The sequence below is a fragment of the Methylobacterium amylolyticum genome (genome assembly GCF_030700245.1).
GTDB lineage: Bacteria > Pseudomonadota > Alphaproteobacteria > Rhizobiales > Beijerinckiaceae > Methylobacterium.
On sequence record NZ_JAUYZI010000005.1, the window covers coordinates 45,361 to 56,768 of the forward strand.

An 11,408-nucleotide genomic window follows, 5' to 3' on the forward strand; every position below is an offset into this window, starting at 1 on the left:
TCATTCCGCCGCCGCGATCGCCTCCGCCGCGTACCGGGCGCGCGCCGTGCCATCGGCCGGCGCGCCCTCGCGCTCGCACCACGTAGCGAACGCCTCCGGTTCGATCAGCACGCGCACGACCTCCACGCCGCTGCGCTGCACCTCCCGCTCGGTCTGTTCGGTGGCGATGCGCCACGTTTCGTAGGCCGGAGGCAGCTTCGCGCCGTCGGCGAGGCTCGCGCGCAACGCCTCGTAGTGCTCGATCGCGTACCAGGGCAGGCCGACGCGGCGGGGGCGGGTCATGCGGAAATCTGCGGCCGAGAGCGTTGGTCGGGTAGCCTCCAACCCCCGGAAGCGGGCCCGAGTTCGCAGCGGCAGCCCTACCGGGTGGGTGCATCTACGGCTCGTCCCGCCCGTGAGCCGCCACAGCGCGCTGACCGAGCCGCGTGAGCACCCAGGCCGAACCTCCGCGCGCCCGCCGCCTTACCAGTCCCATGTCGACAAGCATCGGCATCACGGTCGGGTACGCCTCGATCCGCAGGCCGCACCGCATCCGCAAACGCTCGGCTCATGAACCTCCGCCCGACCGCGTCATAGACCTCGACGCACCAACCCGACCAGTCGAGGCGTCCGCCGCCAACGGCCATCAGCTCTCTCGCCAGCCGGTCGGCATGCGCCCGCACCAGCGACGGGTTCGGCAGGCGCTTGCCTCGGTCGTCGACGATCAGGTCGACACCGTCCGTACAGTGGAAGCGGTAAAGCCGTGTCGGCATGGGCCTTTCCCGATGCTGTCCCCAGGCGTCCACCGGGGTCGGTGGGGGCCTGCACAAACAGGTTGAACCGTCATCCGGCCTCGGGTTTGTTCCTGTAATGTTCTAACCGGAGGACGGGCAGATGCGAGAGCCGATTCCAGCACTGCCTGTGGATGCCGGTGCCGTGGAGGAAGTCGCGCAGGCCTACCTGCGCGCCGCCCGTGGGGACGCAGGCGCAGCGCTCGCCGCCGTTGTGCGAGATGCGCTCGCCGAGGGCGAGGCCTGGCACCGCGGGCTCGACGAGCAGCTTCGCCTGATTTCCCGCGGCTACGCCCGCGGTCGGCTCGGCGCGTGAGGCATGGGCCGCCTCGGCAAGTTGCCGCCCGCGGGGCGCGTGTCGGTGGCCTGCTCGCACTGCCGACGCCATGGCAGCTTCCGGGTCTCCGGGCTTCTGAGTCGCTACGGGCCGGATATCGAGACGTTAGATCTCCTGCGGACGCTGACGGCCTCGTGCCGTCACCAGCACGATCCCGGTTCGGGCAAGCGGCGGAAGTACGTGCCCGCCTGCCTCGCCACGATCAGTGAGCCGCGCTGGGCCGTACCCGACGTTGTGCCCATGCCGAACCCGTCGACGCAGGCCTACATGATTCAGACCTGGGCCGAGGGCAGCGGCGGCATCGAGATGCACGTCGGCACCGTCTATCAGCTCGCCGTAGCGGCGGCGGCTTTCTCCGCAGCCTGCCATCTCTGGCCTGATTTGGAGATCACCCTGCGGGAGGGGATCCGCGTGCTGCGGCGGCAGGACCGGCGGACGCGGGGTCTGGACCGCGGCCCCGACCTCGGCGAGGCTGACGCGATGTGCAACCTCTACAGCCTCGGCCGGCGCGGCTCCGCGGACCTGAGCGCCTATTTCGCCGCGACGCGGGACGAGGCCGGCAACATGCCCGAGCTACCGGCGATCTTCCCCGATCAGATGGCGCCGGTGGTGACAGGCGGCGCGGCCGGCCGCGCGCTGACGCTGATGCGCTGGGGCGTCCCCGGCCCGAAGGCCTTCGGCGAGCATCCGGTCACCAACGTGCGCAACACCGCCTCGCCGCACTGGCGGCCCTGGCTGAAGCCGGAATATCGCTGCCTCGTGCCGGCGACGGCGTTCAGCGAGTACGCGGGCACCAAGCCCCGCAAGACGCCCGTTTGGTTCGCGCTGGACGAGGACCGGCCGCTGTTCGCCTTCGCCGGCATCTGGCGGCCCTGGACCGGGGTGCGCGGCACCAAGGCTGAGAATCCGGACCGTGCGGAGGCCGAACACCGGCTATTCTCGTTCTTGACCTGCCCGGCCAACGGCGTGGTCGGGCCGGTTCACCCGAAGGCGATGCCGGTGCTGCTGACGAAGCCGGAGGAATGGGCGACGTGGCTCGACGCACCTGTGCCCGAAGCGTTGGCCCTGCAACGACCGCTGTCAGACGATGAGATGCAAGAAGTGGCGCGCGGTGCGAGATCGGACGGTACGTGAGGCTGCCCGCCTGCCGATACCGGGCTACTCTGCCCCGGCTCGTTCACCAGCCTCATCCGCACGGCCAGCCGTAAGAGGTCGGCGTCGCTGTAGGAGATGTCGCCGATCCGCCAGCGCTCGAAATCGTCGCCGACGGGCGTCGCCACGATGCCGCGGGCCCGGAGGGTTGCGATGGCGGCGAGGACGGGATCGGTGTCATCGGACATACCACGGGTGATGGTGGCTGACGGCTGAGCGCAACTGGAACGGGTGAGGCGGGACGCTCCGAAGGTTGCCCTCTTTGGACTTGGTTCAGAGCGCTGCACATGGCCGAGAGTCGGCCACATTCCGCGACCCGCCCCCAAACTTTGCGTGGGTTGGCCGGATGCTGCCCGGCGGCCCCGCGTACGTTGCAGACGCTTCGGCGGTGTGGGCTACGATGTGGAGCGCAGAGGCCTCGCTTTCCGGCCCTAGAGGATTTCGCACCGGGTCCGCTCCCGATCCTAAGCGGACGCTCGCGTATTGACTTCCGGGCCGGGAGCGGTCGTCCTGAAGGACCACCTCCAAGGGGGATGTATGCCTGGAAGTTTGTTGGCCACCACGTACCCGACTGCAGATCAGTGGAAGAGCCTCGTTGAGGAGTTCTCGCCTGAGGCAATCGCTTACAAGCTCCTCCTCTCTCATGTGCCATATGTTTTCAGAGACGAGCCATTAAAGTTCGCGTTGTTCCGTAAGACGATCGCAGATGCGTTTCAGGTTGAGCCGAGCAACGTCTTCATTGTTGGAAGCGCTATGGCGGGACGCAGCCTAAAAGGCAAAAGTATCAGCAAAGAATACTCAAGCAAAAGCGATATAGATACGCTTATAGTTTCTGAGCATCTTTTCACGAACTATGTGATGAAATCTCTAGCTTGGATTAAGGAATGCACTGCGCCGGACTTTAAAACAAAACCGCATCCGACGTCTCCGTCAATCAGCCCCGCCCAAACAAAATTCATATACTGGCTTGCCGATAGTGCTCACAAAGGCATCTGGCGTCCAGATAGTTTGCCCCCGGAAGCTGACGCTCGCAACGAGTTTTTCGATAAGTTTTCTGCTGTGTCACTGAAGACGCTTGGACTTCAGCTTTCCGAAGATACTGTAGCCAAGGTCAACGGTCGTGTAGCTCGGTCCTTTGAGGATGCCGTTAGAGACCTTACGAGCAGCTTATCTCGACTTCGGAAGGAATTTCGTAATGAGCCGGTGGAGCCCGTAGGCGAGCCAACCGACGATACGAGTGCGGGAGCAAACAACGTAAGCTAGAGAGTCATATCAGGGCCGACGATATTACAGGCTAATCAAATAGGCCATCGACAAGACCCTGCCCTCCTGCGGCGTTGACGCTGACGGCGCTGTATAAATTTCTTAGGATGCCAAAGTCGTCTTCGTCGCTCATCACGCTAAAGAATGCATCACCGCTCTTCCGAATGATCCGAAAAACATAGCCCGATTCACCCGTATCGTCGTCGAAGTGATATCGTAGGTGGATGTTTGCATCCTTCTGAGTGGCGAAATAAGCACCCTCTGCGCCCTCCCTCCAAGTGATCTCTCCTTCATTAGTGGCTTGCAGTAGTCGGCCAATGAATGGTCTTAGAGGAGGCGGGATCATGGGCTTCTCCCCGAAAGTCTTTCGCCAGATGCCGCTGTAACGTGGATGAGCATGGTGGTCAGCGTCTTCTTTAAACGATACAGAGATCGCCCACTCAATGGACCCGATGCGCTTGCCGCGTGAGACTGAAGCGCGGCGACGGCCAGTCTTTGAGGAGAGTCAGGTAAATCATATAGAGCATAGAATTGGGATGTGTAGAGCTCTATCACTCGCGCCAGTGCCGACGTTGATACCCAACCGTCACGTTCCAGATCAGTGAGACTGTTGCTGATATATGTTTTGCATTCGGCGAGGGTCTTGATGTCAACCGCCGACAGGACTGCTTTTTGCGCGGAGGCGGCAGCCGACTCAGCCATCTCAGATGCTGCGCGCGCCCGCACAACCTCTATGACTGCAAACAGCACGCCATAAAAGGTTGCAAAGCCACTCAGACTGCTGAATACATTCGTGCGCCCGGTCCATAATTCTGGGAATAGCACGTACGACAAGAGCGCTGATGATAGCGTCCCGCCGAATGATACTCCATGAACTATACGGCTAACGCTCAAAATAGCTGGTCCCACCGGCCGCTGAAGTCCATATAACAGATAGACAGCAGCTTGGGCAGGGCCCTGAATCGCCACTGACCGGAACGGTGAATTTACAACTGACCCGTCGAGAGTTCGATAGGGAACGGGCTTGCCGGCGGCTATGTCATGCGACTACCGCGTTCCGTCCTTGTCGGACACTCGTCATGGCGAAAGGCGGGTTATCTACCTTGTGCTAGCCGCGCCGCATCAAGAATCGCGCGAGCCGCCAACACGTCTCGGAACGCCTCGACGGACATGCCGGAGCGGATCGCCTCGCGCGCTTTGGCTTCGACCCCGGCGGGCGTCATGTTGATGATCGCTTGAGCCCTAGCCCGGTCCGCTAGGACAGCCGGGGGCACTTGGGGCGACGCTGAGACCGACACAACAGGGACCGGAACCCGAGCTGCCTTGGACGTAACGGCGGCGGGCGCCGGGCGGCGTGAAACGGTTTCACCCCGCGACAGCGCGGCGAGGGTTCCTTCGAAGGTGCCGATCTCGTCGGCCATGCCGGCGGCCACAGCATGGGAGCCGATCAGCACGTCGCCCTTCCCGAAGGCGGCGAGCACGGTGTCGACGCTCACGCCGCGGTTGGCGGCGACCGTCTCGACGAAGACCTGAGCGAGGCTGTCGACGCGCGCCTGAACGCGGCCCCGGCCTTCGTCGGTCGACAGGTCCATTTTTTTGAACGGCGACTGGCTCGATACGAACTCATAGCGGCGCACGCCCGTCCGCTCGTCACGCGTCGACGTGTCCGCGTAGGCCACGCGGACGCCGATCGAGCCGAGGGCGGCCGTGGCGCCGATCACGATGCTGTCCGCGGCCGTGGCGAGCCAGTAGGCGGCCGATGCCCCGCAATCGCCGACATAGGCGACGATCGGTTTCGTGCCGCGAACATTGCGCACGGCCATCGCAAGCTCGCAGGCGCCAGCGACCTCGCCGCCGGGGGAGTCGACGTTGAGCAGAATTGCGCGCACGGCGGGGTTGTCGACGGCGGCCTGAAGATCCCGCCGAAGCACGTCATAGGACGTGGCGCCGCAAAACTCGGTCATGAGGTTTGCGCGCTTGAAGAGCGGACCTTCGACCGACACGATCGCGACGCCGTCGCGGTACGTGGCGCGCTCGGCCTTCGCCAGGGTTTGCGCCCGGTAGGCTTCGAGGGCTTGCGGCGACGGCTCATGCTCGCGCGAGGCAATTTCGATCAGCTTCGCAAGCGATTCTTCCTCGATAGCCCATGCCATCGAAATAGCCGCGCTTAAGGCAAAAGGCATCATCTCAGTCGCTCAACATTCCGCGTTGTTCGGACTCGTACTTTTCGAGCACGCGGCGCACGGCGCGCTCGATCTCACGGTTCAGGTCGGCCGAGCCGTTGCCGCCCGCCTGAACCTGCATCGTCACGGTCAGGTCGCCCCGCTTGACGTGCGTCACGTTGGTCGTGCCGCCGCTTCCCCCGGCCGCGCCGATATCGTCGGCCGACGGCGCGCGCGGGCCGCCGCCCGACGTGCTCCCGGCCGCCGCGAGGCGCCGGTAAGATCCATTTGTCTCGATCCGCCCCGCGCTGCTCGGCACGAAGATTTCGGGACCGCGCTCGCCGACGAGGTACGGAGCGCCCGAGCGCACCGGGCCGCCGAGAGCGCGTTCTCCCGCGAGCTTCGGGCCGGTCGGCGCCGCAGCCTTCGCAGCGCCGCCCCCACCGCCGAAGATCGACTTGGCCTTCACCCAGGCGACCGACGCGGCGTCGCCAACGGCGCTCGCGAGCCGGCCGGCGGCGCTCGTGACGCCGCTCACGATCCCGTCGATCAGCGCCGACCCGAGGCTCGCCCAATCGATCGCCTTGAAGGCGGCCCATCCCTGCTGTGCGAGGGCAGTCATCGCGGCGGCGAACTGGCCGCCGATGGCCGCGACCTGTCCCGGCAGGGCCGTGATCGCGTTGACGACGGCCGCCGCAGCCTGCCCAGCGCTCTCGCCCCAAGTCTTCCACTTCGTGTCGACCTCGTCGATCGGCCCGAGGATCTTGTTGACTGCGTCCCAAACGCTCGTGAGGCCGGACACGACGGCCGTCATGGCACCGGCTGCGCCGGGGCCGAGCGCCTTCGTGAACGCCTCGCCGAACGACGAGAAGAACGTCTTGATCCCGGTCCAGTTGTTCTTCACCCACAGCCCGAGCGCCGCGAGGCCGGCGACGATCGCCGTGAGCGCGATGCCGACCGGGTTGGCGGCAAGCCCCCACATGGCGACGCCGATCGCGCGGAGCGCCACGATCGGGAACATGAGCACGGCGCGGCCGAGGCTCGCGATCGAGGCGCCAATCGCCGCCAGGACGGCGCCACGGCCGCCGACGGCGCCGAGGGCGATCATCCCCGCGGCGAGCGCACGAAGCCGCCCCACGGCCCCCGCAGAGGCCGCCAGGGACACGGCGACGATGCCCTTCGCCACCGCAACGAGCCGGGTCGCTAGGCCAAGGGTCGCGGCGCTCCCGAGCAGCATCAGGCCCCGGCCGAGCAGCCCGATCGCGCGCAGGGACGCGCCGCCCGCCATCATGAGCGGGCCGAGGGCGATCAGCGCGAGGCCGACGGCGCCCGCGAAGCCCGTAAGCTTGGGGCTCGCGGTCGATAGGGTCTCGACGCCGTCGGCGAGGGCGGTCAGGCCCTTGGCCGCCGTCGGGAACACGCCCCGGCCGAGCGCGACCGACAGGCCCTCCATCGCCGCGCCGACCTCATAGACAGCGCCGACGATGCCCTTAATCATCGTCTTGAAGCGGTCTTGCGTGTAACCGGGCGACTCCTTCACTATGTCGGAAAGCAACTTCGCGAGGTCGGATTGCATGATCGCCTGATACCGGGCGAAGTGCTGGCCTTCGAGGATCGTCGCGAGATCGCCGAGTGTGGCTTGCCCGGCCTCGACTTTCTTCTTGAAGTCGGTGAAGAATTTTGTCAGATCAATTTGTGAGCCCGCTGCGACGACGGATTGCTGCACGTTCTGGGCGAGCGTCTTGGAGTCGATCGCTCCCTTGCCTGCTCCCGCGACGCCGGCTTGGATCACCTTCGTGATCGCGGCCGAGAGCGCGACCGGCGAGCCGGCGAGCTTCGGGTTCTTCAGGAGCTTGTCAATCTGGCTCTGTACGGGCTTGGCGTCGATGCCGTCGGCCTGAAGGCCGGCGATGACGTTCCCCGACGTGACCGCGCGGCCCTTCCCGCGGTAGTCGTTCACGTTCATGCCGATCCGCTGCATCGTGGCGAGCATCTTCGGGGGCGTCTTCGTGAACCGGACGATCGCCGAGCGCAGGGCTACGCCGGCATCCGAGCCGACCGACCCGTTCTTCGCCATCGCCATCACGAGGGCGGTCATCTTCTCAAGCGGGATGCCGCCGGCTGAAGCCGCACCGCCGACGTAGCGGTACGCCTCGCCCATGTCGCGCAGGCTGGCCGTCGTCTTCACCGCGGCATAGGTCATCTGATCCGAGACGCGGTTCGCCGACGACATGGCCTCGTCGAAGTTGCGCATCGGCAGTTGGAAAGCATTGATGGTCCGCGCCATCATGTTTCCGACTTCGGCCGGGTTCATCTCGCCGATGACGGCGGTCGCAAGCGTTTGATCGAGGGCACCCCTCATCTGCTCGAAATTGAAGCCGCCCTTCAGCATTTCGTTGCCGGTCTGAATGATGCCGGTCAGCGTTTGGGGGTATTTCTTGTTCAGGACGTTCGCGTACTTTTCGAGATCGGCGCGTTGCTCGGCACTCGCGTCGCCGAGGGCTTCGAGGGCATTGCCGGCCTTCTCGAACTCAAAGGCCGCCTTCGCCGCGCCGAAGCCGAGCAGGCCGAGAGGCGCCGACACGCTCGCGGTCACGCTTCGGCCGGTGTCCTGAGTCCGCTTGCCGACCGCGGCCACGCCCCGGCCCGCCGCGTCGATCGTCGACGAAACGCCCGCGTTGACCCGAGACAGGCCCCGCCCTAGGGCGGCGACCTGACTCTGAGCGCCCTTGACGGCACCGGCAAGGCTCGGGTTGAGACGGCCACCGATATCGACCGCGACGCTGAACGCCTTCATTAGAGCACCCGGTCGACCATGGCGCTAACGACGCCGCCAACACGCTCGGCGTCGAACTCGGACAGGCCGTGAATCACAGCGACCGGAACGCTCGCGAGATGAGCCGCAATCGCGATGCCGACCTCGCCGTCGAAGCCGGGGCTGAGCGCCTTCAGGTTGCGCCTCTTCATCGGCCGGATGTGAAGCGCTCCGTAGCGCACCCCGTCGACGGTGACGGGGTTGCCGAGCAGGACAGTGATGGGGGCAGCCATTACCGGAACCCGTTCAGGCGGATCGAATCGTCGCCAGCGTGCAGGCCCGGTAGATGGTCGATTGCGTCGATTAGATCGGAGTATCCGAGACCCGCATACGACTTGCCGGGGCGGGGGGTACGCCGAAACGCCTCGACTTCGCCGATCTCGACCGTCTCGCCGAGTTCCTTCCCACGAGCCGTGAGGCGCCGTTTGGCGGAGTTGTGGTCTTCGATGGCGCCGAGCAGGCCCGCAAGTTCGGCGGCAAGCCGGGGGTATTCGGCACGGATGCGGTCGGTCAGCGCGACGCCGGCCCGCCGAACGTCGTCGACCTCGGCACGGAAGGCGTCGCGGGTCTCGGCTTGGTGGGCCTCAGCGAGTGCCGCTTCGAGGCCGTTGATCGCGTGCTCGGCGATCTCTGCATCGCGGCGCGCCGTGTCGCGCGCCTCGTCGGCGCCCCGCAGGCCCGCGTTGTTGCCCTCGTCGAGCGCTTGGCGCCGAGCCTCGGCGGCAGCCGCCGCGCGGGCCTGAGCATCCGCCAGGGCGGCGCGTTGCGCATCGATCTGGCCGGTCAGGTTTGAAGAGGTCGGCTTCCGGCGGCCGAGCAGCCGGGAGATGAGGTTGCTCACGACTGCGCCCCCACTCGGCCCATGAACGAGTTGTCGGCGCCCATCGCGAGGAAGGCCGGGCGGTTATGCTCGATGTCGATTGAGAGCCGATCCAGAGCCGCGTGACGGGCCGCGATGCGGCTCTGGATCTCGGCGAGGTCGCTTTCGGTCAGGACGGGCCGGCCGCGAAGCTCATGCGCGAGCTTAAGCAGGCCAGCGTGTTCGGCCTGATCGGCGAAGCGGTCGATATGATGATTGGGGCGAGGCGTGCCGCGCTGCGGCTGCCTGACGGACAGAGCCATGATGTGGTGCTTCTCGATATGACCCAGCTTGTTGCCGGCACCACGAGAGTCGCCCGTTGGGAAGGAGACCGACAGGCTGATCGAGTATCCCCCAACGCGAAAAGGCGGACGGCCCGAAGACCGCCCGCTGAAGGTGCGCCCGAGTAAGCAGGCTTGAGGAAGATGCCCGCGGGTCGCCGAGACAGTGGGAGGCTTTTGATCGCCCTGTGCCAAAAAAATGAAACGGGCGGGGAAGGCACCACTCTCCCCCGCCCCATCGGCCTGACGTGAGGAAGATCGTCAGGCCGAATCTTAAAGGGTCACCAAGCGATGGTCCCGGTATGCGACCTCGGCGGCGAGACGGATAGCAGTGGGGATCGTAAGATCGAGACGTTCGGCGATAGGCCGCAGCGCCTCGACAATCTCTGGAGGAAGCGCACGCTCCGTCGGAAGAGGAACGAACTCGTAGTTCAGCGCGCCGAGCACGGCTTCGATCGATTCGAGATTCGGCCGATTTTTGTGCCTCCACGCTTTTAGAGTCGCTTTTTGTACGCCCGACTTTCCTTCGATATCCCAATAGCTCTGTCCCTGTCTCCGCATCTCGGCGAAGACAAGCTTGACATGGGGGCCTGCGCGCTCGGGGATCGTGATCGTCGACGGGCGCTTCGGCTTGGGCTCGGGGTTGCGGCGGGAGGGTTTCGAAGGTGCGGACATGGGGCGATTTTGATGATCGCCCGGGGTAAGGGTAGGCTGTTTTAGTAGCGTATCGACGCCGAAGGGCAGCGAAAGAGATCGTGGCGATGCCAGTCACACCGATGACAGAGCGCGAAGCTCTAGATGTCCACTTGCATTTAGTCCATATGGGTGGCCTAGGACGTGATTACAATAAGATCACTCCAAAAACGGTATGGCATTACACGAATATGTCAGGGCTAAACGGAATATTGCAAAATTCTTGTCTATGGGCTTCAGACTATAGATACATGAATGATGCTTCAGAATTGGAATTTGGGCTACAAATTCTTGAGATTTGCATTGCGCATCACGAAACGACATCAACAATCGATAGACCTCTTAGAAGCGATATATTGATTGAAATTGCGCTCATGAAAAAAAATATTATGGGATTGCATGTGATGACTACCTCATTCTGTCTTCGAGGCAACGTTCTATCACAATGGCGCGCCTATGCTCGACAAGACGGCCTCGCTATTGGTTTTCGAAGAGAACACATTGAAGCTCAAGCCCGCGCACATGGTTTTCTCAGCGACATGGTGCATTATTACTTCTCAGATAATCAACAATATTTGACACCTGATGAAAAATTTGGACCTTGGCTCGGGAGGAGAATTTTGACTCTAAAGGAAAGAATTGCAAATCATCAGGTGGCTGTCAGGCTATTCGACGAAGCTCAGGGGCGCAACGACGACACAGTTCCATTTGCATCAGTTCATCAGATTAAAAACATAGTTCGATCTTGGTGCGCCGAAACTGCCGCTTTCATAAAGCACCCCCTTTTTGAGGAAGAGCAAGAGTGGCGCTGTGTAAAGGTAATCAACGATCAATCAAGCATCTTTCGACAGGAGATAGATCATCGACAGTCTGGAACGAAGATTATCCCCTGCATTAATTTACCTATTTCAGAACCGGATAGTGCAGACAAGGGCATATCCCTTCTAGTGTTAGGACCAAATGCAGATAGTCGATCCACCAATCATTCCGTAAAATTTCTTGCTGACAAATACAATCTAAACGATCTTGCGATTGCGTCGCCCTTTAATCCGTTGCGAGTTTGATGCACGAGAAGT

General features: G+C 63.5%; 13 protein-coding genes. 4 read left to right on the forward strand and 9 right to left on the reverse strand.

The features are described from left to right. Positions 1-282 carry a hypothetical protein gene (locus tag Q8W71_RS05415; protein ID WP_305524310.1) on the reverse strand — a complete coding sequence of 94 codons (282 nt, stop codon included), beginning with the start codon at positions 280-282 and terminating at the stop codon, positions 1-3. A gap of 77 nt (positions 283-359) precedes the next feature. Then, positions 360-752, reverse strand: coding sequence for a DUF6894 family protein (locus Q8W71_RS32885; protein WP_370875343.1), 393 nt, complete (start codon positions 750-752; stop codon positions 360-362). Between the two features lie 121 nt (positions 753-873). On the opposite strand from Q8W71_RS32885, the gene Q8W71_RS05420 reads away from it, so the two are divergent. The 3 genes from Q8W71_RS05420 (at position 874) to Q8W71_RS05430 (ending at position 3,522) form a co-directional block, all read left to right on the forward strand. Further along, a complete protein-coding gene (locus tag Q8W71_RS05420) occupies positions 874-1,086 on the forward strand; it encodes a hypothetical protein (RefSeq protein WP_305524311.1) in 213 nt (70 codons plus the stop codon). A gap of 501 nt (positions 1,087-1,587) precedes the next feature. Further along, positions 1,588-2,241: an SOS response-associated peptidase gene (locus Q8W71_RS05425; RefSeq protein WP_305524431.1), complete on the forward strand. Its 654-nt coding sequence runs from the start codon at positions 1,588-1,590 to the stop codon at positions 2,239-2,241. A gap of 570 nt (positions 2,242-2,811) precedes the next feature. Further along, positions 2,812-3,522, forward strand: a complete 711-nt coding sequence (locus Q8W71_RS05430; RefSeq protein WP_305524312.1) for a hypothetical protein — start codon at positions 2,812-2,814, stop codon at positions 3,520-3,522. 31 nt (positions 3,523-3,553) lie between these two features. Here Q8W71_RS05430 and Q8W71_RS05435 read toward each other — a convergent pair whose 3' ends face one another. The 7 genes from Q8W71_RS05435 to Q8W71_RS05465 form a co-directional block, all read right to left on the reverse strand. Next, positions 3,554-3,868: a hypothetical protein gene (locus Q8W71_RS05435; protein ID WP_305524313.1), complete on the reverse strand. Its 315-nt coding sequence runs from the start codon at positions 3,866-3,868 to the stop codon at positions 3,554-3,556. Between the two features lie 748 nt (positions 3,869-4,616). Beyond that, positions 4,617-5,708: a S49 family peptidase gene (locus Q8W71_RS05440; protein WP_305524314.1), complete on the reverse strand. Its 1,092-nt coding sequence runs from the start codon at positions 5,706-5,708 to the stop codon at positions 4,617-4,619. A 1-nt stretch (position 5,709) separates the two neighbouring features. After that, a complete protein-coding gene (locus tag Q8W71_RS05445) occupies positions 5,710-8,481 on the reverse strand; it encodes a phage tail tape measure protein (RefSeq protein WP_305524315.1) in 2,772 nt (923 codons plus the stop codon). Then, the gene (locus Q8W71_RS05450; RefSeq protein ID WP_305524316.1) at positions 8,481-8,732 is read right to left on the reverse strand and encodes a hypothetical protein; all 252 of its coding nucleotides are present in this window, start codon (positions 8,730-8,732) and stop codon (positions 8,481-8,483) included. The genes Q8W71_RS05445 and Q8W71_RS05450 overlap by 1 nt, the downstream gene beginning before the upstream one ends. After that, positions 8,732-9,340, reverse strand: a complete 609-nt coding sequence (locus tag Q8W71_RS05455; protein WP_305524317.1) for a hypothetical protein — start codon at positions 9,338-9,340, stop codon at positions 8,732-8,734. Before Q8W71_RS05455 ends, Q8W71_RS05450 begins: the two co-directional genes overlap by 1 nt. After that, positions 9,337-9,621, reverse strand: a complete 285-nt coding sequence (locus Q8W71_RS05460; protein ID WP_305524318.1) for a hypothetical protein — start codon at positions 9,619-9,621, stop codon at positions 9,337-9,339. The genes Q8W71_RS05455 and Q8W71_RS05460 overlap by 4 nt, the downstream gene beginning before the upstream one ends. A 291-nt stretch (positions 9,622-9,912) precedes the next feature. Continuing rightward, a complete protein-coding gene (locus Q8W71_RS05465; protein ID WP_305524319.1) occupies positions 9,913-10,314 on the reverse strand; it encodes a hypothetical protein in 402 nt (133 codons plus the stop codon). A gap of 86 nt (positions 10,315-10,400) precedes the next feature. On the opposite strand from Q8W71_RS05465, the gene Q8W71_RS05470 reads away from it, so the two are divergent. After that, positions 10,401-11,396 carry a DUF2971 domain-containing protein gene (locus Q8W71_RS05470; RefSeq protein WP_305524432.1) on the forward strand — a complete coding sequence of 332 codons (996 nt, stop codon included), beginning with the start codon at positions 10,401-10,403 and terminating at the stop codon, positions 11,394-11,396. The last annotated feature ends 12 nt before the right edge of the window (positions 11,397-11,408 follow it).

What these genes read in the sequence shown, in the direction of transcription:
- Q8W71_RS05415 (WP_305524310.1), bottom strand. Translation starts at nt 282, where the DNA reads ATGACCCGCCCCCGCCGCGTCGGCCTGCCCTGGTACGCGATCGAGCAC.
- Q8W71_RS05435 (WP_305524313.1), bottom strand. Translation starts at nt 3,868, where the DNA reads ATGATCCCGCCTCCTCTAAGACCATTCATTGGCCGACTACTGCAAGCC.
- Q8W71_RS05440 (WP_305524314.1), bottom strand. Translation starts at nt 5,708, where the DNA reads ATGATGCCTTTTGCCTTAAGCGCGGCTATTTCGATGGCATGGGCTATC.
- Q8W71_RS05470 (WP_305524432.1), top strand. Translation starts at nt 10,401, where the DNA reads ATGCCAGTCACACCGATGACAGAGCGCGAAGCTCTAGATGTCCACTTG.
- Q8W71_RS05420 (WP_305524311.1), top strand. Translation starts at nt 874, where the DNA reads ATGCGAGAGCCGATTCCAGCACTGCCTGTGGATGCCGGTGCCGTGGAG.
- Q8W71_RS05460 (WP_305524318.1), bottom strand. Translation starts at nt 9,621, where the DNA reads ATGGCTCTGTCCGTCAGGCAGCCGCAGCGCGGCACGCCTCGCCCCAAT.
- Q8W71_RS05450 (WP_305524316.1), bottom strand. Translation starts at nt 8,732, where the DNA reads ATGGCTGCCCCCATCACTGTCCTGCTCGGCAACCCCGTCACCGTCGAC.
- Q8W71_RS05425 (WP_305524431.1), top strand. Translation starts at nt 1,588, where the DNA reads ATGTGCAACCTCTACAGCCTCGGCCGGCGCGGCTCCGCGGACCTGAGC.
- Q8W71_RS05465 (WP_305524319.1), bottom strand. Translation starts at nt 10,314, where the DNA reads ATGTCCGCACCTTCGAAACCCTCCCGCCGCAACCCCGAGCCCAAGCCG.
- Q8W71_RS05445 (WP_305524315.1), bottom strand. Translation starts at nt 8,481, where the DNA reads ATGAAGGCGTTCAGCGTCGCGGTCGATATCGGTGGCCGTCTCAACCCG.
- Q8W71_RS32885 (WP_370875343.1), bottom strand. Translation starts at nt 752, where the DNA reads ATGCCGACACGGCTTTACCGCTTCCACTGTACGGACGGTGTCGACCTG.